General features: G+C 72.3%; 18 protein-coding genes. 11 read left to right on the forward strand and 7 right to left on the reverse strand.

Annotated elements, in window-relative coordinates; all coding sequences use genetic code 11:
- The 10 genes from pstA to ACGFZS_RS27160 all read left to right on the forward strand — a co-directional run bounded on the left by pstA (position 1) and on the right by ACGFZS_RS27160 (position 14,497).
- Positions 1 to 1,236 carry a phosphate ABC transporter permease PstA gene (gene pstA, locus ACGFZS_RS27115; protein ID WP_393797285.1) on the forward strand — a complete coding sequence of 412 codons (1,236 nt, stop codon included), beginning with the start codon at positions 1 to 3 and terminating at the stop codon, positions 1,234 to 1,236.
- Positions 1,237 to 1,284: 48 nt separating this feature from the next.
- The gene (gene pstS, locus ACGFZS_RS27120) at positions 1,285 to 3,036 is read left to right on the forward strand and encodes a phosphate ABC transporter substrate-binding protein PstS (protein WP_393797286.1); all 1,752 of its coding nucleotides are present in this window, start codon (positions 1,285 to 1,287) and stop codon (positions 3,034 to 3,036) included.
- Positions 3,033 to 5,582: a hypothetical protein gene (locus ACGFZS_RS27125; protein ID WP_393797287.1), complete on the forward strand. Its 2,550-nt coding sequence runs from the start codon at positions 3,033 to 3,035 to the stop codon at positions 5,580 to 5,582. Before pstS ends, ACGFZS_RS27125 begins: the two co-directional genes overlap by 4 nt.
- 98 nt (positions 5,583 to 5,680) lie before the next feature.
- Complete coding sequence (locus ACGFZS_RS27130) at positions 5,681 to 6,679, forward strand: substrate-binding domain-containing protein (RefSeq protein WP_362579499.1); 999 nt, start codon at positions 5,681 to 5,683, stop codon at positions 6,677 to 6,679.
- A gap of 89 nt (positions 6,680 to 6,768) precedes the next feature.
- Positions 6,769 to 8,340, forward strand: a complete 1,572-nt coding sequence (locus tag ACGFZS_RS27135; RefSeq protein WP_393797288.1) for an Ig-like domain repeat protein — start codon at positions 6,769 to 6,771, stop codon at positions 8,338 to 8,340.
- Between the two features lie 213 nt (positions 8,341 to 8,553).
- Entirely contained in the window at positions 8,554 to 10,428 is a 1,875-nt protein-coding gene (locus tag ACGFZS_RS27140) for a hypothetical protein (protein WP_393797289.1), read from the forward strand.
- A 40-nt stretch (positions 10,429 to 10,468) separates the two neighbouring features.
- Positions 10,469 to 11,383 carry a hypothetical protein gene (locus ACGFZS_RS27145; RefSeq protein ID WP_393797290.1) on the forward strand — a complete coding sequence of 305 codons (915 nt, stop codon included), beginning with the start codon at positions 10,469 to 10,471 and terminating at the stop codon, positions 11,381 to 11,383.
- A gap of 20 nt (positions 11,384 to 11,403) precedes the next feature.
- Positions 11,404 to 12,711: an Ig-like domain repeat protein gene (locus ACGFZS_RS27150; RefSeq protein ID WP_393797291.1), complete on the forward strand. Its 1,308-nt coding sequence runs from the start codon at positions 11,404 to 11,406 to the stop codon at positions 12,709 to 12,711.
- Positions 12,708 to 13,634: a sortase domain-bontaining protein gene (locus ACGFZS_RS27155; RefSeq protein WP_393797292.1), complete on the forward strand. Its 927-nt coding sequence runs from the start codon at positions 12,708 to 12,710 to the stop codon at positions 13,632 to 13,634. Before ACGFZS_RS27150 ends, ACGFZS_RS27155 begins: the two co-directional genes overlap by 4 nt.
- Positions 13,635 to 13,696: 62 nt before the next feature.
- The gene (locus ACGFZS_RS27160) at positions 13,697 to 14,497 is read left to right on the forward strand and encodes a phosphate ABC transporter ATP-binding protein (protein ID WP_393797373.1); all 801 of its coding nucleotides are present in this window, start codon (positions 13,697 to 13,699) and stop codon (positions 14,495 to 14,497) included.
- A 66-nt stretch (positions 14,498 to 14,563) separates the two neighbouring features.
- Here the strand turns inward: ACGFZS_RS27160 and ACGFZS_RS27165 are convergent, their stop codons facing one another.
- From ACGFZS_RS27165 to ACGFZS_RS27190, 6 genes are all read right to left on the reverse strand, one after another.
- The gene (locus ACGFZS_RS27165) at positions 14,564 to 15,565 is read right to left on the reverse strand and encodes an N-acetylglucosamine kinase (protein WP_393797293.1); all 1,002 of its coding nucleotides are present in this window, start codon (positions 15,563 to 15,565) and stop codon (positions 14,564 to 14,566) included.
- A complete protein-coding gene (locus ACGFZS_RS27170) occupies positions 15,558 to 16,841 on the reverse strand; it encodes a 6-phospho-beta-glucosidase (RefSeq protein WP_393797294.1) in 1,284 nt (427 codons plus the stop codon). The genes ACGFZS_RS27165 and ACGFZS_RS27170 overlap by 8 nt, the downstream gene beginning before the upstream one ends.
- Positions 16,842 to 16,887: 46 nt before the next feature.
- Positions 16,888 to 17,745 (reverse strand): carbohydrate ABC transporter permease, encoded by an 858-nt coding sequence (locus tag ACGFZS_RS27175; protein WP_393546914.1) that lies wholly within the window; start codon positions 17,743 to 17,745, stop codon positions 16,888 to 16,890.
- Positions 17,742 to 18,740, reverse strand: a complete 999-nt coding sequence (locus tag ACGFZS_RS27180; protein ID WP_393797295.1) for a carbohydrate ABC transporter permease — start codon at positions 18,738 to 18,740, stop codon at positions 17,742 to 17,744. Before ACGFZS_RS27180 ends, ACGFZS_RS27175 begins: the two co-directional genes overlap by 4 nt.
- A gap of 2 nt (positions 18,741 to 18,742) precedes the next feature.
- On the reverse strand, positions 18,743 to 20,104 hold the full coding sequence (locus ACGFZS_RS27185; RefSeq protein ID WP_393797296.1) for an ABC transporter substrate-binding protein: 1,362 nt from the start codon (positions 20,102 to 20,104) through the stop codon (positions 18,743 to 18,745).
- A gap of 127 nt (positions 20,105 to 20,231) precedes the next feature.
- The gene (locus ACGFZS_RS27190) at positions 20,232 to 21,440 is read right to left on the reverse strand and encodes an ROK family transcriptional regulator (RefSeq protein ID WP_393797297.1); all 1,209 of its coding nucleotides are present in this window, start codon (positions 21,438 to 21,440) and stop codon (positions 20,232 to 20,234) included.
- 146 nt (positions 21,441 to 21,586) lie between these two features.
- On the opposite strand from ACGFZS_RS27190, the gene ACGFZS_RS27195 reads away from it, so the two are divergent.
- Positions 21,587 to 22,495 carry a TIGR01777 family oxidoreductase gene (locus ACGFZS_RS27195; RefSeq protein WP_393797298.1) on the forward strand — a complete coding sequence of 303 codons (909 nt, stop codon included), beginning with the start codon at positions 21,587 to 21,589 and terminating at the stop codon, positions 22,493 to 22,495.
- On the opposite strand, the gene ACGFZS_RS27200 is transcribed toward ACGFZS_RS27195, so the two are convergent.
- On the reverse strand, positions 22,492 to 23,196 hold the full coding sequence (locus tag ACGFZS_RS27200; protein WP_393797299.1) for a GntR family transcriptional regulator: 705 nt from the start codon (positions 23,194 to 23,196) through the stop codon (positions 22,492 to 22,494). The genes ACGFZS_RS27195 and ACGFZS_RS27200 overlap by 4 nt on opposite strands.
- Positions 23,197 to 23,236 lie beyond the last annotated feature (40 nt).

A 23,236-nucleotide genomic window follows, 5' to 3' on the forward strand; every position in this document is an offset into this window, starting at 1 on the left:
ATGAGCGACCTCATCGACAGCGACCTTCTCGACAAGGAACAGGCGCCACCGGCCTACGGGTCCGACGACGGCCCCGAGACCCGCCGCAACACCTCCGCCGTCCGCGTCACCGACCTGCTCGCGCTGGCCGCCGCCGGGGCAGGGGCCGTCGCCCTGACGATCCTGCTGTTCGCCAGAATCGCGCCGTTCGACTCGGTGCTGGGCTTCGTGGTCGTCACCTACGTGCTCTTCGTCGCCCTCTACGCGGTGCTGGTCTCCTTCGACGAGAACGGCGCCGCGGTACGGGACCGGGTCGCCGCGGTGCTCTGGCACAGCCTCGCCGCGCTGCTCCTCGCCGCCCTGGTCTTCGTGATCGCCTTCACCCTGTGGCGCGGTCACCGGGCTCTGGTCCACCTCAACTTCTTCACCCAGGACATGTCGCGGACCGGCCCGCTGCAGCCGCTCACCGACGGCGGCGTGGTGCACGCGATCGTCGGCACGCTGGAGCAGATCACCATCTCGCTGGCCGTCACCATCCCGCTCGGGCTCGCCTGCGCGGTGTTCCTCAACGAAGTGCCCGGACGCTACGCGCGTTTCGTACGCACGATCGTCGAGGCGATGACGGCACTGCCGTCGATCGTGGCCGGCCTGTTCATCTATGCCACGGTCATCCTCATCCTCGGTCTCGGCAAGTCCGGCTTCGCCGCCGCGCTGGCGCTCAGCGTGATGATGCTGCCCATCGTCATCCGGGCCGCCGACGTGGTCATCCGGCTGGTGCCGAGCTCGCTGCGCGAGGCGTCGTACGCCCTGGGTGCGAGCCAGTGGCGCACGGTGTGGACGGTGGTGCTGCCCACGGCCCGCTCCGGCCTCACCACCGCGGTGATCCTGGGCACCGCCCGCGGGATCGGCGAGACCTCGCCGGTGCTGCTCACCTCCGGGGTCAACGCCGGGCTGAACGCCGACCCGGTGCACGATCCGCAGATCTCGCTGCCGCTGGCCACCTTCGACCTGGTGCGCTCGCCGCAACCCTCCTACATCGCCCGGGGGTTCGGCTCCGCCGCCCTGCTGATGGCCCTCGTCCTGCTGCTCTTCCTGCTGGCCCGCGTGATCGGCGGCCGCGGGCCCGGCGACCTGACCCGGGGCCAGCTGCACCGCAGGGTGCTGGCCTCCCGCCGGGACGCCGAGCGCATGACGACCCGCCGCGCCGGGCCGGACCCCGCCCCGTCCGACGCCCGGCCACCCGCCGGGCACCGCTGACCACCCCGACCCGGGAAACCCGACCGAGGAGCCAGGAGCCAACCCGCCATGTCCGGATCACGCCCGGCAGCCCCCGCACGCGCCCGAGCCAGGACCGTCAGGACCGCCAGGACCGCCCGAGCCAGGACCCTGACCGCCCTTGTGATCGCCTTCCTCTACTGCACCCTCGTGCCCGCCGCCGCCGAGACCTACGTCCCGATCTCCGGCGCCGGCTCCACCTGGAGCCAGAACGCCCTGGACCAGTGGCGAGCCAACGTCAAGCAGTACGGCATGACGGTGAACTACAACGGCACCGGCTCCTCCGACGGCCGCAACCAGTTCCGCAACGGCACCGTCGACTACGCGGTGTCGGAAATCCCGTACGGCATCAAGGACTCGGGCGTCGTGGACCCGCCGCCGTCCCGCAAGTACGCGTACATGCCGATCGTGGCCGGTGGTACGTCCTTCATGTACAACCTCACGATCGCGGGCCGCCGGGTGACCAACCTCCGGCTCTCCGGGGACGTCATCGCCAAGATGTTCACCGGCGCCATCACGATGTGGAACGACCCGGCGATCAAGGCCGACAACCCGGCCCTGGCCGCGGCGCTGCCCGCCCGCCGGGTGGTGCCGGTGGTGCGCTCGGACGGCTCGGGCACGACCGCGCAGTTCACGACCTGGATGAGCAAGCGGTACGGGTCCGTGTGGGACGCCTACTGCCGCCGGGCCGGACGCAGCACGCCCTGCGGGACCACCTCCAACTACCCGCTCGTAGCGGGCAGCGGCTTCGTCGCCCAGTCGGGTTCGAACGGGGTCTCCGGCTATGTCGCCCAGGGCGGCAACGTCGGCACGATCACCTACGTCGAGTACTCGTACGCCGTGTACACCACCGGGTTCCCGGTCGCCAAGGTGCTCAACCAGGCCGGGTACTACGTGGAGCCGAAGGCCAGCAACGTCGCCGTCGCCCTGCTCAAGGCGCGGATCAACGAGGACAGTTCCTCGCCGGGCTATCTCACGCAGATCCTCGACGACGTCTACACCGACCCGGACGCGCGGGCCTATCCGCTGTCGAGCTACAGCTACATGATCCTGCCGACCAAGCTGGAGTCGAACTTCAACACCCAGAAGGGCAAGACGCTCGGCGCCTTCTCGTACTACTTCCTCTGCCAGGGGCAGCAGCACGTGGACGACCTCGGATACTCCCCGCTGCCGATCAACCTGGTGCAGGCCGGCCTCAACCAGGTGCGCAAGATCCCCGGGGTCGACGTCGAGTCGATCAACATCAAGAACTGCCACAACCCCACCTTCTCCAGCGACGGCGGCAACACCCTCGCCAAGACCGCCGCCTACCCGCCCGCCTGTGACAAGAAGGGCACGACCCAGTGCTCCACCGGCACGGGCGGCGCCAAGGACCCGACCGTGGTGGGCGGCGGATCCGGCGGCGCGGGTGGCACCGGCGGGTCAGGCGGGTCAGGGGGCGCCGGTACGTCCGGTGGGACGAGCGGGTCGACCGGGGGCGGCGGATCGGGAGGGTCCGCCTCCGGCGGGGGATCGGGCGGTGGTACGACCGCGGGTGGCGGGTCCGGCGGCAGCGCGAGCCCGTCCACCGACCCGGACACCGGCCAGGTGATCGGCACGGACGGCGGTTCCACGTCGAGCGGCGGAGGCGGCGCGTACGCCGTGCCGGTCTCCACGTCCAGGAGCATCGGAAGCGGCATGCAGGCCGTGCTGATGGCGCTGGCGGGCGTGCTGCTGCTGGCCCTCACCGTCGGGCCGCCCCTGATCAACTCCCGGCTCCGGGCGAAGCGGGGCGGCTCATGAGCGCCGTCCGCCGGTCGCTCGCCGGACTGCTCGTCGCCCTCGCCCTCGCGCTCGCGACGACCGGCGCGGCCACCTCGTCCGCCACCACCTCCGCCACCACCGAGGGATCCGCGGTCACCGTGTCGGGCACCGGCGCCTACGCGAACCTGAAGGTCACGGTGAGCCAGACCGCCCACCTGGTCAACCAGGTGATCAAGATCTCCTGGAAGGGCGCCACGCCGACCGTCTCCGACACCGACTACGCGGCCGACTACCTCCAGATCATGCAGTGCTGGGGGGACGGTGCGAGCGGTCCCGACCCGGAGCAGTGCCAGTTCGGCGGCTCCTCCGCGCTCGGCGCCGGCGCGGGCAGCCAGGGCGCCGGCGCGTACACCAACACCCGGCAGCTCACCTACGGCGGCCTGAAGGACCCGGCCCAGCAGCTCCCGCCGCCGACCCCGACCGGCATCTCGTACATGCCCTTCCACTCGGTGACCGGTGATGTCATCACCAAGGGCAACTGGAACGAGTTCTACGACTCGAACAGCACCAACGAAGTGCCCTACGCCCGCACCGGTTCCGACGGCACCGGCGAGGTGTACTTCGAGGCCCAGACCTCCCTGGAGGCACCGGGCCTCGGCTGCGGCGCGGTGCCGGCCGGGGCGAGCGACCCGGCCACCGGCCGCAAGTGCTGGCTGGTCGTCGTACCGCGCGGCGAGAAAGAAGTCGACGGCGGCGGGTACCGGTCCCAGCCGAACGGGCTGCTGCAGTCGTCGCCGCTGACCGCCACCAACTGGCAGCAGCGCATCGTCGTACCGCTGTCGTTCGAGCCGATCGGCAACTTCTGCCCGATCGGCGCCGACGAGCGCAGCACCCTGGGCGACGAGCCGGTCGCCGAGGCGATCCTGCGCTGGCAGCCCGCGCTGTGCCAGACCGGGGACAAGGCCATCTACGGCTATGCCCAGGTCACCGACGACACCGCCCGCGCCAAGCTGGTCTCCGGCAAGCCCGGCATGGTCTTCCTCAACCGCCCGGTCACCGGCGACCAGCTGCCCGCGGACCAGCACCCCGTCTACGCGCCGGTGACCCTCTCCGGGCTGACGTTCGGCTTCTTCATCGAGAGCCGGGCCGGCTTCAACGCCCCCGCCGCCGTCAAGGCACGCGACGGCACCCGGCTCACCTCGCTGAACCTGACCCCGAGGCTGGTCGCCAAGCTGCTCACCGAGTCCTATCAGGACGGCAACTCCCGCTTCGCGCCCAGTACTCAGAACAACCCGTTCAACCTGGCCCGCGACCCGGAGTTCCGCAAGTACAACCCCGGCTACGCGGACCTGGACTTCGGCGGCAACCTCGGCGACGCCCTGGTGCCCGAGGCGCTGTCCGACGCGGCCTGGCAGCTGTGGAACTGGGTCGGCCAGGACCCGGCCGCCCGCGAGTTCCTCGACGGGACCGCCGACAACCAGGGCCGCTACGGCGACGCCTCCTTCTCCGGGATGACGGTCAACCCGGCGTACAAGGGCATCCAGTTGCCCGTCACCGACTACCCGAAGAGCGACCCGTTCTGCCAGCAGTTCACGGACCACCCGGACAACCCGCTGTGCGTGCAGGACAAGCACCCGTACGCCACCGACATGCACGCCGCCGCCCGCGCGGTCGCCCGCGGTGACACGCTGGCCCGCACCACCTGGGACAACACCGCCATCCCGCCCGCCTACAAGAAGAACCCCGCGCAGCCGGCCGGCCAGCGGGCCGTGCTCGCCGTGACCGACACGGCGACGGCGAACCGCTACGGGCTGGTGACGGCCAAACTGCAGAACGCGGCGGGGAAGTTCGTGGCCCCGACCTCGACCGCCCTGCTGGCGGGCGAGGCGGCGATGAAGCCCAGCGGCGTCACGGGCGTGCTGCGGACCGACCCGAGGTCGACGGCCGCGGGCGCCTATCCGCTGACGCTGCTCACCTATGCCGCGACCGTCCCGGAGAAGCTGACCAAGCAGGAGGGCCGGGACTTCGCCGCGCTGCTGAGGTTCGCCGTGGGCAGCGGGCAGACACCCGGCGTGTCCGCGGGGACCCTGCCGGGCGGGTACGCGCCGCTGCCGAAGAGCCTGCGCGGACAGACCGGTGCCGCGGCCGACGCCATCGCGTCCAGGGCGGGTTCCGGCACCGGGGGCTCCTCCGGCGGCACGAGCGGCGGCTCGGGCGGTGCGGGGGGCGGATCCGGGTCCTCGTCCGGCGGCGGCGGTACGGCGAGCGGCGGTGCCGGCGCCGGAGGGGCGGCGGGCACGGGCGGCGCCGGGGGCACGTCGGCGTCCCCCTCGTCCTCCCCGTCGCCGTCCGCCCGGCCGTCCGGGTCGCCGTCCGCCACGGCCCCCGCCGCGAGCGGCAGTTCGACCCCGCTCACTCCGCCCTGGGTGCTCGGCGCCGTGCGCTACACCCTCCTGATCGCCCTCGTCGTCGGCCTCGCGGCGACCGCCGGCGGCCCCCTCCTGCCGAGGGTGGCACCGCAGCTGGCGGCCGGTATCGCGGCCCGGCGGGCGAGGGGCCGGACACCCCGCGGCCGGGGGAGGTGATGCCCGCACCCGAAAGATCGACAGGTCCGCGCCAACGAACTGTCTGAAACCGGCGCCGGGCATCACCCGGCGCAAGCCTAGCCGAGGGGTATACCCACGTGAACACAAGGAAGATAGCCATCGCCGCCGTCGGTCTCGCCGGCCTCCTCACCGGTACCGTCAGCGCCGGCATGGCCGTCGCCGACCCGTCCGGCACTCCGACCTACCGCCAGCTGTCCGGTGTGGGCTCCGACACCACGCAGGGCGTGATGAACGGCCTCGCCAACACGATCACCATCAACGGCCAGAAGGTCATCGGTTCGTACGACGCCGTCGGCTCGGCGAACATCACCACCAAGGACCCCGCCACCACGCCCGGCTGCACCATGGCCCGGCCGAACGGCTCGGGTGCCGGCCGGACCGCCCTGTCGAACTCGCTCGCGGCGGGCAACGGCTGCCTGGACTTCTCCCGTTCCTCCAGCCTGAACCTGGCGGCGGCGAGCCCGGGCCTGACCTACGTCCCGTTCGCCGTGGACGCGGTCAGCTACGCGATCACCCCGACCAGCCAGATCCCGCGCAAGCTCGCCCTGACCGACCTCAAGGCGATCTACCACTGCGACCCCAACTACGTGGGGACCGGCCCGAACTACGACATCACGGTCTACCTGCCGCAGGCGGGCTCCGGTACGCGCTCCTTCTGGGAGTCGACGATGGGCATCACCGACGCCGACGTGGTCGCGGGCGTCTACCCCTGCATCAAGGACACCAAGAACGGCTCGCCGGTCGAGGAGCACGACGGCCGCGTCCTCGACGACAAGTCGATCGCCCCGTTCTCCATCGCCCAGTACAACGCGCAGAGTTCGCAGACCATCGCGGACGTCCGCGGCCGGGCCATCCTCGGCACCATCGACGACGTGGCGCCCAACACGCTGAACAGCAGCTTCGGCGTGAAGCGCGACGTCTACAACGTGATCCCGACCTCCAAGATCGGCACGGCGCCCTGGAGCACCGTGTTCGTCGGGTCCAACTCGCTCGTCTGCCAGCAGCCCAACCTCATCAACGAGTACGGCTTCGCCACCAACGCGAACTGCGGCGACACCAGCAAGCAGACCCCGTGACCGGGTGGGGCGACCCCGAATCAGCCGCGTCCTCCCAGCAATCCTCCCAGCAATCCTCCAAGCAATCCTCCAAGAGGGAGAGCACAACCGTGTGGAAGCTCAGACTCTCGCGGGTCACGGCGGGTGGTCTCGCGGGCCTGGTGGCTCTGCTGACGGTCGGCCTCGTGGCCCCGTCGGCGTCCGCCGCCGAGATCGGCACCGCGACCGTCACCCCGGCGACCGGCACTGACACGTCCAGCATGAACGTCACCACGTCGGGTGCCTGCCCGGCGAACGCCACCAACGTGATCGTGTCGGTGACGGGCTCCGGGTTCCCGGCCGCCGGCCAGAACGTCGTCGGCAACTCGCCGATCAGCTCGTACGGCACGGACACCAACGGCGGACTGATCATCCCGCTCACGCAGACCATGCGGGACTACGCCAACACGGCCGGCTTCACCACCCTGACGGGCAAGTACACCTTCCTCGTCACCTGCCGTACGGCGTTCAACGGCACCAGCCTCGGTGACTTCCCGGCGTCGGTCTGGTTCACGTCCAACACGACGTACCAGAACACCGACCCGTCCGTGAAGACGCCCACCACCACGTCCCTCGCCGTCTCCCCGGCGAGCCCCGTGACCGCGGGCACCAATGTCACGCTGACCGCGACCGTGGCCCCGGCCGCCGCCGCGGGCACCGTGCAGTTCCGCGACAACGGCACCGCGCTGGGCGGCCCCGTCACCGTGAACAACGGCACCGCCACCTTCAGCACCGCCAACCTGGCCGCGGGCTCGCACTCGCTGACCGCGGACTTCACGCCGACCGGCACCAGCTACGACGTGTCCTCCTCCAGTGCGGTCGCCTACACGGTCAACACGGCCCCCGCGCAGCAGACCACCACCGCGCTCGCCGTCTCCCCGGCCGGTACGACGGCCCAGTTCAGCCCGGTCGGCTTCACGGCCACCGTCACGCCGAACGGCGCCGCCGGTTCCGTGAAGTTCCAGGACACCGTGGGCGCCACCACGACCACCCTGGCCACCGTGCCGGTCTCGGGCGGTCAGGCCACGTACAGCACCTCCGGCCTGGCCACCGGTGACCACACCTTCTCCGCCACCTTCGTCCCGGCCGACACCACCAAGTACCTCGGTTCGGACTCGGCCCAGGTCGCCTACACGATCGGTGCGTTCGCCGGCGTCACCGCCTCGGAGAACATCACCACGACCGTCAACCCGGGTGCGCTGGTCATCAGCGTCGACGCCCCGAACGTCACCCTGCCGTCGCCCGTGCTCAACACCAACGGCGACCTGCTGACCACCGCCGGCAAGATCAACCCGGTCACGCTGACCGACACCCGGGCCGGCAACCCCGGCTGGTCGGTGAGCGGCCAGGTGTCGGACTTCTCGGACGGCGGCACGCACAAGATCAACGGCCAGAACCTCGGCTGGACCCCGAACGTCGTCGACAAGTCGCCGGCCCAGACCGTCACGGCCGGCGGCACCGTCGCCGCCGCCAACGGTGTCGCGCCGGCCGACGCGGGCAACGCCGGTCTGAAGTCGTCCCGTTCGCTGGCCACCGGCACGGGTCTCGGCACCGCGCACCTCGGCGCCGACCTCGCGCTCAACGTGCCGACCTCGACCGTCGCCGGCACCTACACCGCAACGCTCACCCTGACGGCCATCTGACATCCCCGGATGGCCAGGGGTGACGCCGATCCCTACCCCCGGCGTCACCCCGGGTCCGGGGCGGGCGGGCCCCTCCGCCCGCCCCGGACGCACCCCGGCTTCCCCGTGCGGGTCGTCCGCCCCGACTGCCTTTCGGGGCGGGCGGCCGTACCTCCGCACCACCCCGCCGTACCTCCGTCCCAGCCCGCGCTCGCGCCCGATCGGACGACCGACATGATCACCGCCACTGCCCGCCGTCTTGCCGCCCTCCTGCTCGCCGTCTGCGTCCTCGCCGGGCTCCCGGCCGCCGGGTGGGCCGCCCCCTCGTCAACACCGGCCGCCCCGCACGGGCGTACCACCTTCGGCATCCAGCCGTCGGGTGCGAAGAAGCCCGACCGGCGGCCGAACCTCTCGTACAGCGTGACCCCGGGCGCGGCCCTGCGGGACCACGTAGCCGTGTGGAACTACGGCACCAGGCCGATCACCCTGCGGTTGTACGGCGGCGACGCCTTCATCACCGCCGACGGCGGCTTCGACGTGCTCGCGGCGAACAAGAAGTCGACCGCCGTGGGCTCCTGGGTGAGGCTCGGCAAGGGGCGGGTGACGGTCCCCGGCCGGTCCCATGTCATCGTCCCCTTCACCCTGGCCGTGCCGCGGAACGTGACTCCCGGCGACCACGCGGGCGGCATCGTCGCCTCGCTCGCCGCCACCCGCACGGACGCCAAGGGCAACAAGGTCGAGGTCGACCAGCGCGTGGGCGCGCGCATCTACCTCCGCGTCGCGGGCAAGCTCGAGGCGCGGCTCTCCGTGGACGGCCCGCACACCACCTACCACGGCACGTTCAACCCCTTCGGGACCGGCACCGCCACGGTCACCTACACCGTGCGCAACACGGGCAACGTCCGGCTGGGCGCGCGCCAGACGGTGCGGGTGAGCGATCTGTTCGGCGGCGACGCGACGGTCCGCAGGCCCCGGGACATCCCCGAACTCCTGCCCGGCTCCGCCCTGACCGTCACGGCCTCGGCCACGGGCGTCCTGCCCACGCTGCGGGACACGGCCACCGTCTCCGTCGACCCGGTCCCGGTACGCGGCGACGTCCCGCCGCCGGTGCACCCCCGGGTCACCGCGTCGGCCGGCTTCTGGGCCGTGCCCTGGACCGCGCTCGGCCTGATCCTGCTGGCGGTCGCGGCCGTGGTGGTGTTCTTCGTACGACGCCGGCTGCGCCGCCGGGGCACGGGCGCCGCGAGCCGCCGTCCCGTGGAAGGTGCGAGGCGCCGGGCCACGGCCGGGCAGGCGGCGGCGATGACGCCGGCCGCGGCGGTGCTGGCGATCGGCACGATGGCGACGGTGCTCGCCGGTGCGCCCTCCGCGCGGGCCGCCGACGCCGGGCAGCTCACCGTCTCCCCCCGGCACGGCAGCGACACCCAGCCCCTCACCCTCACCATGGCCGAGCCCTGCCCGTCGGGCACGACGAACGTCATCGCGCGCGTCGCCGGTGCCGGATTCCCCCGCGCCGGCCAGATCGTCGTGGGCAACGCGCCCCTCGCCACGTACCAGAAGACGCCCGGGGGCGGTGCGTCGATCCCGCTCATCTACACGATGCGGGACTACGCCACCACCGCCGGATTCCACACCCTGCGCGGTACGTACACCTTCACGCTCAGCTGCCTCAAGGGGGCGTTCTCGCAGTCGAGCGTGCGCGACTTCAGCGGGTCGCTGCGGTTCTCGTCCAACACCGCGTACCGGGACGGGACGAAGGCCAAGGCGCCGGCGGGCGCGGGCGCAGGGGCTGGCGCGTCGTCGTCGCCGTCGTCGCCGTCCTCCGCGTCGGGGCAGGCGGGCGGGTCGGCCTCGCCCGGGGGCAGCGGCACGGGGTCCGGAGGATCGTCGCCCGCGGTGCCGAACGGCGGCCCCGCCGCACCCACCGGCGCGGCCGCCGGCGGCGTGCAGAAGGCCGCCGCGCCCACGGCCCAGCACTCGAACGCCACGCTCATCGCGTTGTCGACGTCCGGATTCGTCGTCGCCCTCCTGGCCCTGCTCGTGGGCGCCCTCTTCTGGGTGCGAGGGCGCCGGGCCCGCGCGGCCGTCACATCCGGATCGAGCGACTGAACACCCACACCCGATCACACGAGCCAGAGGAGACATCACCGTGTCGTCGAAACGTCTGTCCCGTCCGGCCGCCGCCGGCCTCGGAGCGCTGCTGCTGACCTGCGGCACCGCGGGTCTGCTGGCCGCGCCCGGCGCGCACGCGGCCGCCGCCGGCCAGCTGGAGGTGGCTCCGGCCACGGGCAAGGACACCGAGACCATGACCCTGACCTCGGCGGGCGCGTGCCCGTCGAACGCCACCAACCTGATCATGACCGTGACCGGCTCCGGCTTCCCGTCGGGCGGCAAGGTCGTGGTCGGCAACTCGCCGCTCACCACGTACGGGACGACGCCCGCCGGCGGCTATGTCGTGCCGCTCACGGAGACCATGCGGGACTACGCGAACGAGGCCGGCTTCCAGACCCTGCAGGGCCGCTACGACTTCACGCTCACCTGCCGTACCGCCTTCAACGGCACCAGCCTGGCCGACTTCACCGCGCCGATCTGGTTCACCTCGAACACCGACTACCAGGACACCGACCCCAGCGGCGGCGCCACGACCAGCCCGCCCGCCTCCTCGTCGCCGCCCGCCACCTCGACCCCGTCGGACTCGGCCACGCCGACCGAGACCGAGAGTTCCACGGACACGGCGACCCCCACCGACACGGCGACCCCGACGGACACCGCGTCGCCGACCGACACCGCCAGTCCCACGGACACGGCCGGTACGGGCGGTTCGGACGGCGGCAGCACCTCCGGCGGCTCGGAGGGCATAGGCACCGACGTCACCGGCGGTTCCAGCGGCGGCAACGGCTCCCTCGCCTCCACCGGCACCGGCGCGGCCCTGCTGGCCTCCGTCGCCGCAGGCCTCGTCCTGCTGGGCACCCTCTTCGTCCAGTCGGTCCGCCGACGCCGCCTGCTGGACTTCCCCGGCACCCCGCACACCGCGCACCACGACACCGACCGCTCGCAGGACTGAGAGCAGGAGAGGACACCGCCATGATGCTCACCTCAGTACGCCGTTCCGTGCCGGCCGGTCTCGCCGCCGTGCTCGTAGCCGGGGCGCTAGGCCTCGGCGCGACCGGGGCCGAGGCGGCTTCGCTCGGCACCCTGGAGGTCACCCCGCCCACGGGCACCGACACCAGTGGAATGACCGTCACCACGTCCGGCGCGTGCCCCGGCCCGGCGACGAACCTCATCGTCTCGGTCACCGGATCCGGCTTCCCGTCGGACGGCAAGGTCGTGGTCAGCAACTCGCCGATCGGCACGTACCAGACGTCACCGGCCGGCGGGATCGTCGTACCGCTGACGGAGACGATGCGGGACTACGCGAACGAGGCCGGCTTTCAGACCCTGCAGGGCCGCTACGACTTCACGCTCACCTGCCGGGGCGCCTTCGGCTCGGCGACGTACGGCGACTTCGGCGCCCCGATCTGGTTCACCTCCAACACCGCCTACCAGAACACCGACCCGGTCCCGTCCGTGACCGCGACGACGACCACGCTCGCGGCCACCCCGGCGAGCCCGGTCGTGGCGGGCACGTCCGTCAAGCTCACCGCGACGGTGGCGCCCGGCACGGCCGCCGGCACGGTCCAGTTCAAGGACGGCACCCAGGCGCTCGGCAGCCCGGTCGCCGTGTCCGCCGGTACGGCGGCGCTGACCACGTCCGCGCTGGCCGCGGGCAGCCACTCCCTGACCGCCGAGTTCACTCCGTCCGACGCCGCCGTGTACGCGCCCTCCGCCTCGACCGCGCTGCCCTACACCGTCAAGGTCAAGCCCCCGACGGTCGTCACCGCGCCGAAGGTGACGGGCACGGTCCGGGTCGGCTCCACCGTGACGTGCAGCGCCACCTTCGACGGCGCGACCTCCTCCACGTACGCCTGGCTGCGTGACGGCAGCGCGATCAGCGGGGCGACCGCCCGCACCCGCACCCTGGTCGCCGCCGACTACCCGCACAAGCTCGCCTGCCGGGTCACCGCCACCAACAGCGGCGGCAGCACGAGTGCGACCAGCCCCGCCGTGACCGTGGCCCGCGGCCCGGCCCTGAAGAACACCACGCGCCCGTCGGTCACCGGGACGGCGAAGACCGGCAAGCGGCTCACCGCCAAGCCCGGCAGCTGGAAGCCCGCGGCGACGTCGTACGGCTACGTCTGGAAGCGCGACGGGCACGCGATCCGCGGCGGGACGCACTCCACGTACGTCCTCACCCGCACGGACAAGGGCCACCTGATCACGGTGACCATCACCGCGAAGCGGTCCGGCTACGCCAACGGGACGGCCACGTCGAAGTCAGTGAGGGTGGGATGACCGCACCCGGCGCCGTGGTGCGGGCTCCGTCCGGCGGCGGGGCGCCCGGCCCGTCCCGGGCGGAGCCCGCCCCGGCACGGCAGACCCGCCCGGCCGGCCCCGGGATCCGGGTCCTCGGCGTCGCGCTGAGCATCCTCGGCGCGCTGCTGCTCGGATTCGTCCTGGACGCCGGCCCGTTGGGCGACCTCCGCCATGTCCGCGACCGGCAGGTCGACTACGCCGCCCTCCGGGGCGCCCTGGCCAACGGGGTGGCTCCGGTGGGCGGTACGGTTCCGCCCGGCACACCGGTGGCACTCCTCAGCATCCCTGCCCTGCACCTGCGTGAGGTCGTCCGGGAGGGCACCACGGCCGACGACCTGTCCCGCGGCCCGGGCCACCGCAGGGACACGCCCCTGCCGGGCCAGGCCGGGGTCAGCGTCGTCATGGGCCGGCAGACGACGTTCGGCGGCCCCTTCCTGCACCTGCGGGAGCTGCGGCCGGGGGTGGAGTTCACCGTGACGACCGGCCAGGGCAGGCACACCTACCGGGTGCTCGGTCTGCGCCGCGCCGGTGATCCGCAGCCGGCCGCACCGGCCGCGGGCCACGGCCGGCTGACCCTGGTCACGGCCGACGGCACGCCCTTCATGCCCCGGGGCATCCTGCGCGTGGACGCGGACCTGGTCTCCCGGGTCCAGGCCACCCCGACCCCGGGCGTCGCCCCCGGCGCCCTCCCGGAGGACGAGACACCGATGGCCGCCCAGCCCTCGGCCTGGCTGCCCCTGGTGCTCTGGGGACAGGCACTCGTGCTCGTGGCCGCGGCCGTCGCGTGGAGCCACGCCCGCTGGGGCCGCCGCCACACCTGGGTGTTCGGCGTCCCCCTGCTGGGAGTCCTCGGTCTGGCCGTCGCCGACCAGGCGACCGCGCTCCTGCCCAACCTGATGTGACCGCCGACCGAGGACGTGCAGTGACCGAACAGACCACCGGCGACACGGACACCACCGTTCCCCTGCCCGCCCATCCGGACACGGCGGCCGGCGCCACCCTCGACACCCGCCGGATCTCGGCCTGGTTCGGCGACCACAAAGTCCTGGACCGCGTGTCGCTGTCGATGCCGTCCGGCCTGGTGACGGCCCTCATCGGCCCCTCCGGCTGCGGCAAGTCCACCTTCCTCCGCATCCTCAACCGCATGCACGAGCTTATCCCGGCCGCCACCCTCGCCGGCGAGGTCCTCCTGGACGGCGAGGACGTCTACGCTCCCAGCCGCCGTCTCACCGAGACCCGCCGCGAGATCGGCATGGTCTTCCAGAAACCGAACCCCTTCCCCGCGATGTCCCTCTACGACAACGTCACCTCGGGTCTCAAACTCACCGGTACGCACCTGAGCGGCGCGGCCCGCGACGAGCTGGTCGAGGAGTGCCTCACCAAGGCGGGCCTGTGGCAGGAGGTGCGCACCCGCCTCCGCCAGCCCGGCGGTGCCCTCTCCGGCGGTCAGCAGCAACGCCTGTGCATAGCCCGCTCCCTCGCGGTCCGCCCCAAGGTCCTCCTCATGGACGAGCCCTGCTCCGCCCTGGACCCCACCTCGACCCTGCGCATCGAGCAGACGATCCGCGAACTGGCCCACGAGGTCACCATCGTCATCGTCACCCACAACATGCAGCAGGCGGCCCGCATCTCCGACCGGTGCGCCTTCTTCCTCGCCGCCCAGGGCACCCCCGGCACCATCGTCGAACACGGCCCCACCGCCACCCTGTTCTCCACCCCCTCCGACCCCCGTACGGCGGACTACGTGCAGGGCCGCTTCGGCTGACGACAGGTTCCCGCGGGTTTGCCGACATCGGCGGGCCCGCTGGTTGCGTCTGTGCCTGCCGGGCGGTCAGTCCACGTGGGCGGTCGGGGGTCTCCGGTCGGCGATGGCCTTGCGGAGGCGGTCCTGTGCGTCGGCGGGGGCGTCCGCGGTCACCAGGGCCTGCGCCACCGCGCCCGCGACCGGGGCCACGTCGAGGACCACGGGACGCGCCAGCGGTGCCTCGGCGGCGAGGCGGGAGCCGATGTGGTCCCGCAGCAGCAGCCGGTCGTTCTGCAGGGTGCCGCCGCCCAGGACCACCGGGGTCGCGGTGCGCAGCAGCCGGAGCCGGCGCAGCAGGGCGGTCACCATGGCGACGATCTCGTCCCCGAGGCGTTCCACGATGCCCCGTGCCACGGCGTCACCGCCCTCCGCGGCCGCGAAGACCACGGGCGACAGGCCGTGCAGAGCGGTCACCGGGATCTCACCGGCGCTCACGGCCAGCGCGACGGCCTCCACGCTGTCCAGGCCGAAGCAGACCGGCAGTTCCTGGCGCAGCCGGGTGGCCGGACCCCGTCCGTCGCCCGCGCGCACCGCGGCGCCCAGGCCGGCCCGGGCCACCGCGAGCCCGCCGCCCCAGTCCCCGGTGATGTCGCCGAGCGAGAGGAACCGGGCCGAGCGGCCGCCCGGATGGACGGCGGCCGCGTTGATACCGGCACCGGACACCACCGCCACCCCCCAGCCGTCCGGCGCGCCGGCCCGCAGGACGGCCAGGGTGTCGTTGCGCACGAGGATGCGTTCCGCCACCTCCAGCCCGGTCAACTGGCGCAGCGCCAGCCGCTCCTGGGCCCGGCGGTCCACGTTCGCGAGGAAGTACGCGCCGACGGAAAGGGGGGTCGCCTCGGGCAGGCCCGCCTGTGCGAGCGCGTGCCGGCCGAGGCGGGCGAGCCGTTCGGTGGTGGTCTCCATGCCCTCGGTGTGCGGGCGGGTGCCCGCGCCGCGCACCCAGGACAGCAGCCGGCCCTCGGTGTCCGCGAGCACGAGGTCGGTCTTGGAGTTCCCGCCGTCGACGCCCACCACCAGCTCAGGCATCGGCGGCCTCGCTCGCGGAGAACCGGGGCAGATGGCGGCGGTTGGCCTCCAGCAGGGCGTCGAGGACTTCGGCCGCGAGCCCCCATTCGCGGACGAGCGGATTGGCCACCAGCGCTCTGCGGGCCACCGTACGGTCCCCGGTCAGGGCGGCCTCGACGGCGAGCGTCTCGTACGCGGTGACCGCCTGGACCAGTCCGAGCATCTCGGGCGGCAGCGGCGGCACCGGCACCGGGTGCGGTCCGGCGGTGTCGACGTCGGCGGCCACCTCGACCACGGCCTCGTCGGGCAGTCCGGCCAGCAGGCCGTCGTTGCGGACGTTGACGTAGTGGTGGGCGCCGTCGCCGGTGAGCAGGCTGGTGACCAGGGCGGCCGCGGCCTCGCTGTAGTAGGCGCCGCCGCGCTGCTCCAGCAGGTCGGGCTTGTGGTCCAGGGCCGGGTCGGCGTAGAGGGCGAGCAGCTCCTTCTCGATGGCGAGGACCTTTTCGGCCCGGTGGCCGCCCGCCCGCTGGGCACGGACCTCCTGTTCCGTGCAGTAGAAGTAGTGGAGGTAGTAGGAGGGGATGGCGCCGAGGTCGCGCAGGGCCCCGGCGGGGACGCGGAGTTCCGCGGCGAGCTGGTCGAGGGCGGGCCCGGTCAGCAGTTCCGGCAGCCGGTCCACGCCGTCGACGGTGACCGAGCGGATCCAGGACAGGTGGTTGAGGCCCGCGTGGCCGAGCCGCACCCGGCCGGGGTCGGTGCCGAGGCGGGCGGCCAGCTGCCGCTGGAACTTGATCGCCACGTTGCACAGGCCGACCGCGCGGTGCCCGGCGTCCAGCAGGGCGCGGGTGACGATGCCGACCGGGTTGGTGAAGTCGACGATCCAGGCGCCGGGGCGGGCCCGGCGTCGTACCTCCTCCGCGATGTCGAGCACCACCGGCACCGTGCGCAGCGCCTTGGCGAAGCCGCCGGGTCCTGTGGTCTCCTGGCCGAGCAGGCCGAACCGGTTCGGGAGGGTCTCGTCGACCAGCCGGGCCGCCTGCCCGCCCACCCGCAGCTGGATCAGGACCGCGGCGGCTCCGTCGACCGCCTCGGTGAGGTCGGTCGTGGTGGTCAGCCGGCCGGGGAAACCCCGGCGGGCGAGGATACGGCGGGCCAGGCCGCCGATGACGGCGAGGCGTTCGGCGTCGATGTCGTGCAGGACGAGCTCGTCGACCGGCAGTACGTCGGCGCGCCGGGCGAAGCCCTCGATCAGTTCGGGCGTGTAGGTACTGCCACCGCCGACAACGGTGATCTTCACTCGTGCTCCCATGAGAGATGCGGGGGCGGCTCGGCCCCGGAAGGGTTCAGCCCTTGACGCCGGTCAGCGCGATGCCTTCCACGAAGACCTTCTGCGCCAGGAAGAACAGCACCAGGACCGGCAGCAGGAACATCAGCGAGGCCGCCATCTGCAGCTGGTAGGCGTTCTGGTGCCCGTTCTTGGCGAGCTGGCTGAGGGCCACCGCGAGGGTCTGGCCGGTGTCGCTGTTGCCCGTGTAGAGCAGCGGGTTGTAGAAGTCGTTCCAGGCGTAGAGGAAGGCGAACAGGCCGACCGCGGCGATCGCCGGACGGGCCATCGGGATCAGCACCCGCCACAGGATGCGCAGTTCGCCGGCGCCGTCCACCCGGGCCGCCTCGGTGAACTCGTCCGGAATGGTGAGGAAGAACTGGCGCAGCAGGAAGATGCTGAACGCGTCGCCGAAGAACGACGGCACGATGAGCGGCTTGAGCGTGCCGATCCAGCCGGCGTGCGCGTACATGACGTACAGCGGCAGGCTGGTGACCTGGGCCGGGATCATCATCGCGGCGAGCACGACGAGGAAGACCGCCTCCCGGCCGCGCCACTTCAGCCGGGCCAGCGCGTAGGCCACCGGCACCGAGGAGACGACGACACCGACGGTGGACAGCCCGGCGTACAGCATGGTGTTGAGCAGGTCGCGGCCGAACGGCATGGCCTTGAAGACCTCGCCGAAGTTGCCGAACTCCCAGGGCGAGGGCCACAGCGAGCCGGTGCCCGCCTGGTGCTGCGTCATGAACGCGGTGAGCACGCCGATGGTCAGCGGGAGGAGGAAGCAGAGCGCGACGGCGACGGCGGGCGCGTGCTCGGCCAGCAGGTACAGCGCGCGGCGCCCGGCACGGGGCCTGGTCAGGGGAACAGTGCTCATCGGCCACCGCCCGAGTAGTGCACGAAACGGCGCGAGGCGCGGATGAAGACCACGGTCGCCGCGAAGATGACGAGGAACAGCAGCCAGGCCATCGCCGAGGCGTAGCCGGTCTTGAAGTACGCGAAGCCCTGCCGGTACAGCTCGGTGGAGTAGAACAGCAGCGAGTTGGCGGGGTAGCCGATCAGGTCGTTGCTGGAGGAGGTGGCGTTCGCGGAGCTGGAGGCGACGAACGCCTCGGTGAAGTACTGGAAGGTGTAGATCATCCCGGTGAGCAGGGCGAAGAAGATCACCGGGGAGATCGCCGGGAGGGTGACGCTGCGGAACTTCTGCAAGGTGCCCGCGCCGTCGAGTTCGGCGGCCTCGTACAGCTCGCGCGGTACGTCGAGCATGGCGGCGGAGAAGATCACCATCACGTTGCCGCTGGCCCACAGCGCCATCAGGACGAGGCTGGGCTTGGACCAGGCCGGGTCCGAGAACCAGCCCGGACCGTCGACGCCGACCCAGCCCAGCATCCGGTTGAGCGGGCCGACCGGGTTCAGCAGCACGATGAACGACAGGGCGGCGGCCACCACGGGCACCATCGACGGCAGGAAGAACAGCGTGCGGTACACCGCCCGGCCGCGCTTGACGCGGATGATCACCCAGGCGGTGAACATGGCCCAGGCGGTGCGCAGCGGCACCATGACGACGACCATCCACAGGGTGTTGCGCACGGCCACCCAGAAGGTGTCGGACTGGCTGAACAGGGCGCGGTAGTTGCGCAGTCCGACGAACTGGACCGGGCGGTAGGAGCCGGCCTGGAAGTCGGTGAGCGAGTAGTAGAGCGTGGCGGCCACCGGGTAGAGCACGAAGACGCAGAACCCGATGACGAACGGGGACAGGAAGGCCAGTACGACCCACCAGCGGGCCCCGCTCGCGCGCCGCCGCCCGCCCCGGGCGGCGCGCGTGCGCGCGGCGCCCGGGGCCTCGCCGACGGGGGCGAGAGTGGTCGTCATCTCTACTGTCCGCTCTCGGAGTTGAGGTCGTCGATCTTCTTCCCGACCCCGGCGAGGCCGCTCGCGGCGCTGCTCACCTTGCCCTGCTCGTAGTCGAGGAGGAACGCCCGCCAGGTGTCCATGTCCTCGATGCCGGCCGGGGTGAGCGTCTTGTAGGTGGAGTTCTTGTTCTCGAAGACGTCGACGAACGGCTTCCAGTGCGGGTCGTTCCGCTTGTCCCAGGCCTTGAGCGCGGCGAACGTGGTCGGGATGTTGTAGACCGTGTCCGCGAGGGTGTTCAGGAACGTCGTGTCGGTGGTGAGCTGCTGGAGCGCGAAGAACGCCTCCTGCTTGTGCCGGGAGCCCGCCGACAGGTAGGCGACCGTGCCGAGCGTGCTGCCCGCGCCGTACGTGCCCGACGAGTTGTCCAGCACCGGCATCGGCACCACGCCGTAGTCGAAGTCCTTCTTCTCCGAGGCGATCTCGCCGACGTGCCACTCGCCGTCGTACTCCATGGCCGCGGCCCCGGTCAGCAGCGGGTTGCCGGCGTCGTCGGCGTGCGGCTGGTAACGGCCCACGAACTTCTGGACGTTGGCCTCGCCGTAGTAGCCGATGAGGTCCTGGTCCCACTTCAGCAGCTGCTGCCACTTGGCGTCGGAGGCGAAGGTGGTTTTGCCGTCCTTGCCGTAGAACTCGGTGCCGCTGTGCGCGCCGGTGAACAGGTAGCGGTTGACGTCGTAGTCGGAGCGGGGCACGAAGCCGTAGGTCTTGATCGAGCCGTCCGCGTTCTTGACGGTCAGCTTCTTGGCGTCGGCGGTGAGTTCGGCGAGGGTGGTGGGCGGCTCGGTGATACCGGCCGCCTTGAACATCTGCTTGTTGTAGTAGAGCGCGAAGGCGTCGGTCAGCAGCGGCAGCGCGCACTGCTTGCCCTGGTAGCGGGTGTAGGCCAGGGTGGCGGCCGGGAAGGTCTTCGCCGTGTCGATCTTGGCCGAGGTGAGGTAGGGGCCGAGGTCGGCGACCGTGCCGTTGTAGCAGAACTTGGCCACGTTGTCGGGCGCCGAGCTGATGAAGACGTCGGGCGGGTCACCCGCGGCGACCGCCTTGGCGTAGGCGGCGTCGTCCTTGTTGGGGACGAACTTCACGGTCAGCCACGGGTACTTGGTGTGCAGCCGGCCGAGGGTCGCCTTGAAGGCGGCCACCTCGTTGGGCAGGTGGTTGAAGGTCCAGACGGTGACGGTGGTGGCCTGGTGCGAGGCGCCCGCGGAGATGGCGGTGTCGGGTTCTGACGACGAGGCCCCGGTGGACGTGCAGCCGGCCAGCAGCAGCACTCCGGCGGCCGTGACGGACACGACCCCGGTGACAGGCCCGGTGATAGGTTTGAACACTGATCGTCCTTCCTCGGAGACGGGATTCCCTGGGTGACGGATCGGTCGTCGGTCACCCGGGCACGGCAATGCCCGGTGACCTGAAGCGGCGGCGCTGTCCGGCAAGACGGCGTCGCCGCGGTGTTTCTCAGGACAGAGCCGAGGGCTCGGCCTGGGGGACAGGGGTGGTGGCGGCGGCGAAGGCGGCCTCGCGGGCCAGCTTCGCCGACATGGTGGTCGCTCCGGTGAGCACGGCGTCCTGGCCGAGCCCGGAGGCGACGACGGTCGGCCGGAACGTACTGAAATCGGCCAGGTGGCGGGCGACCGGTTCGAGCAGCAGATCGCCGTTGGCGCCGATGGCGCCGCCCAGCACGATCAGCGCCGGGTCGATCAGGGGTACGACACAGGCCACCACGTAGGCGACACTGCGGGCGGTGTCGTCCACGATCTCCAGCGCGCCGGGGTCGCCGGCGCGGGCGAGCGCGAAGACGGTGAGCGGGCTGCCGTCGCCCGGCAGTCCGAGCCGCCGGGCCTCGGTGCTGATGTAGCGGGCGCCCAGGTGCTCCTGCACCAGGTCCCGGCGCTGCCCGGCCGGCGCGATCATGCGGTCGCTGGGCAGGTAGCCGGCCTCACCCGCGACCCCGGTGGCGCCCCGCCGGACCTTGCCGTCCACCACCAGCCCGAGCCCGAGTCCGACGCCCAGGCTGACCAGGACGAAGTCGTCGGTCTCGGTGCCCAGACCGTGGGTGCGCTCGGCCAGCGCCGCGAGGTTCACGTCGTTCTCCAGCACCAGGGGCACCGGGACCGCCCGCCCGAGCGCCTCGCCGAGCCCGCTCCCGGCGTCGGGCAGTCCGGTGGTGTACGACAGCTGCCGGCCGTCCGGGCCGACCGCGGCCGGCAGTCCGGCGACGACCTGGGCGATCTCCGGGAGCTCCTTTCCGACCTGTCCGGCCAGGTCCACGCACATGTCCAGGATCTGCCCGACGAACGCGTCGGCGCCCCGTTCCCCGTGCTGCTCGGTCTCGGCCCGCCCGCGGATCCGTCCCGTGACGTCGGCGACCGCGGCGCGGATCCTGCGGTGCCCGACGTCCACGCCGATCCCGAAGGCGCAGTCGGCGTTCACTCCGTACTGCGCCGGCGCCGGGCCCTTGCGGCCGGTCGCCGGGCCCACCTCGGTGATGACACCGCGCTCCAGCAGCAGCCCGACCGCGGCGGCGACCGTGGGCCGGGAGAGCGGGATCCGGCCCGCCAGATCCGTGGTGGTGACGGGACCCGCCTCGTCGATCGCCTCCAGAACGGCACGGCCGTTGAGCGAACGCAGCAACCGCTGCGGGCCTGCTGGATAACGGCGGGTCACGGTGCCCTCATCTCGCCATCAGGAGTCTGTAAGAAAGAAAGTTGCTTATTTATACGCTCGGGGGTGGCCGGATTCAACCCTTCCGGCCGGAGTACTCTGATCAGTGAGAGTTTGAAGTCTCAAACATTCGCTCATCGGAGAACGTCATGCGCGTCGCGATCACCGGTTCCACCGGACTCATCGGTTCCGCCCTCACCCGCTCCCTCCTCGCCGACGGCCACCGCGTACTGCGTCTGACCCGCGCCCGGACCGCGCCACAGCGGGCGGACGGGACCGAATCCGCGGTCTGGGAGCCCGGCGCCCGACTGGACCCGGCCGTCCTGGACGGCGTCGACGCCGTGGTGCACCTGGCCGGCGCCGGGGTCGGCGACCGGCGCTGGACCCAGACGTACAAGCAGGAGATCCGGCTCAGCCGCCTCCAGGGGACCCGGACCGTCGCCGAGGCGTGCGCCGAGGCCGCCCGGCCGCCCCGGGTGCTGGTCTCGGCCTCGGCCGTCGGCTACTACGGCGACACCGGCGACCGTGTCGTCACGGAGTCCGACCCGGCCGGAGCCGACTTCCTGGCCTCCGTCTGCGTCGGCTGGGAGGCCGCCGCCGCGCCCGCCGAGCGGGCCGGCGTCCGGGTCGTCCACCCGCGCACCGGTCTCGTGGTCTCCGCCGACGGCGGCGCCTGGGGCAGGCTGTTCCCGCTCTTCCGGTTCGGCCTCGGCGGCCGGCTCGGCTCCGGCGACCAGTTCTGGCCCTTCATCTCGCTGCCCGACCACATCGCCGCCCTGCGCCACGCGATCGACCGTGACGACATCGCCGGACCCCTCAACCTCACCGCCCCCGAACCGCTGACGAACCGTGAGATCACCCGGGCGACGGGCCGCGTCCTGCACCGGCCCACCCTCGCCGCCGTCCCCGGCTTCGCGCTGAGGATCGCCCTCGGCGAGTTCGCCGAGGGCATCACCGGCAGCTGCCGGGCCGTCCCCGCGGGCCTGCTGAAGACGGGCTTCACCTTCCGGCAGCCCGGCATCGAGGAAGCCCTGCGCGCCGCCCTGTCCCGGAGCTAGCCGATCGGGTCCGTCGCCCCCGAGGCCGCCAGGACCGCCGCCAGCGAGGAGCCCGGCTCGATCCGGTGGTCGTCGCCCGTCACCATCCGGTGCGCCGTCAGGATGTGGTCGCGGGTGGCGGCCGCGGCGGCCTCCGGGTCCCGGCGCTCGCACGCGTCGAGGATCGCCGCGTGGTGGTGCCCGGCCGGGCTGTGCCGCAGGTCGAAGTGCATCCGGATGCGCTCGGCCTGACCGGCCAGGCTCTCGATCTCGCGCAGCAGCACCGCGGACCCGGCGCGCTGGTAGAGCGCCATGTGGAAGCGGCGGTTGAGCTCGTTGAAGTCCCGCTGCGCATGCGCGCCGGACAGCGCGGCGTCCAGCCGCTCGTGCGCGTCCCGCATCGCCGCGAGGTCCTCGTCCCGCAGCCTCGGCACGGCGATGCGGGCGGCCAGCGTCTCCAGGTGGATCCGCAGCGCGGCCACCTCCTCGGCGAGCCCCAGATCCACCTCGGCCACCACCACACCCCGGTACGGCAGCCGTCGTACCAGACCGGCGCTGTCCAGCTGGAGGATGGCCTCGCGGACCGGGGTGCGGCTCAGCCCCAGGCTCGCGGCGATCTCCGTCGGGTCGAGCCGGTCCCCGGGGGCCAGCTCGCCGGACACGATGCGCTCCTGCAGGTGCTCGAACACCAGGTCAGCGGCGCGCCGCTGGATGCTGGGCATATCCACCCGCTCCTTCGTTCTTCCCTCTACCGACTGCGGA

Origin of the sequence: Streptomyces sp. NPDC048288 (assembly GCF_043201555.1) — a bacterium.
GTDB lineage: Bacteria > Actinomycetota > Actinomycetes > Streptomycetales > Streptomycetaceae > Streptomyces.

Bases quoted from the DNA above. Each gene is read 5' to 3' on its own strand.
- ACGFZS_RS27125 (WP_393797287.1), top strand. From the start codon at position 3,033: ATGAGCGCCGTCCGCCGGTCGCTCGCCGGACTGCTCGTCGCCCTCGCC.
- ACGFZS_RS27140 (WP_393797289.1), top strand. From the start codon at position 8,554: ATGATCACCGCCACTGCCCGCCGTCTTGCCGCCCTCCTGCTCGCCGTC.
- ACGFZS_RS27175 (WP_393546914.1), bottom strand. From the start codon at position 17,745: ATGAGCACTGTTCCCCTGACCAGGCCCCGTGCCGGGCGCCGCGCGCTG.
- ACGFZS_RS27155 (WP_393797292.1), top strand. From the start codon at position 12,708: ATGACCGCACCCGGCGCCGTGGTGCGGGCTCCGTCCGGCGGCGGGGCG.
- pstS (WP_393797286.1), top strand. From the start codon at position 1,285: ATGTCCGGATCACGCCCGGCAGCCCCCGCACGCGCCCGAGCCAGGACC.
- ACGFZS_RS27200 (WP_393797299.1), bottom strand. From the start codon at position 23,196: ATGCCCAGCATCCAGCGGCGCGCCGCTGACCTGGTGTTCGAGCACCTG.
- ACGFZS_RS27195 (WP_393797298.1), top strand. From the start codon at position 21,587: ATGCGCGTCGCGATCACCGGTTCCACCGGACTCATCGGTTCCGCCCTC.
- pstA (WP_393797285.1), top strand. From the start codon at position 1: ATGAGCGACCTCATCGACAGCGACCTTCTCGACAAGGAACAGGCGCCA.
- ACGFZS_RS27150 (WP_393797291.1), top strand. From the start codon at position 11,404: ATGATGCTCACCTCAGTACGCCGTTCCGTGCCGGCCGGTCTCGCCGCC.
- ACGFZS_RS27180 (WP_393797295.1), bottom strand. From the start codon at position 18,740: ATGACGACCACTCTCGCCCCCGTCGGCGAGGCCCCGGGCGCCGCGCGC.
- ACGFZS_RS27165 (WP_393797293.1), bottom strand. From the start codon at position 15,565: ATGCCTGAGCTGGTGGTGGGCGTCGACGGCGGGAACTCCAAGACCGAC.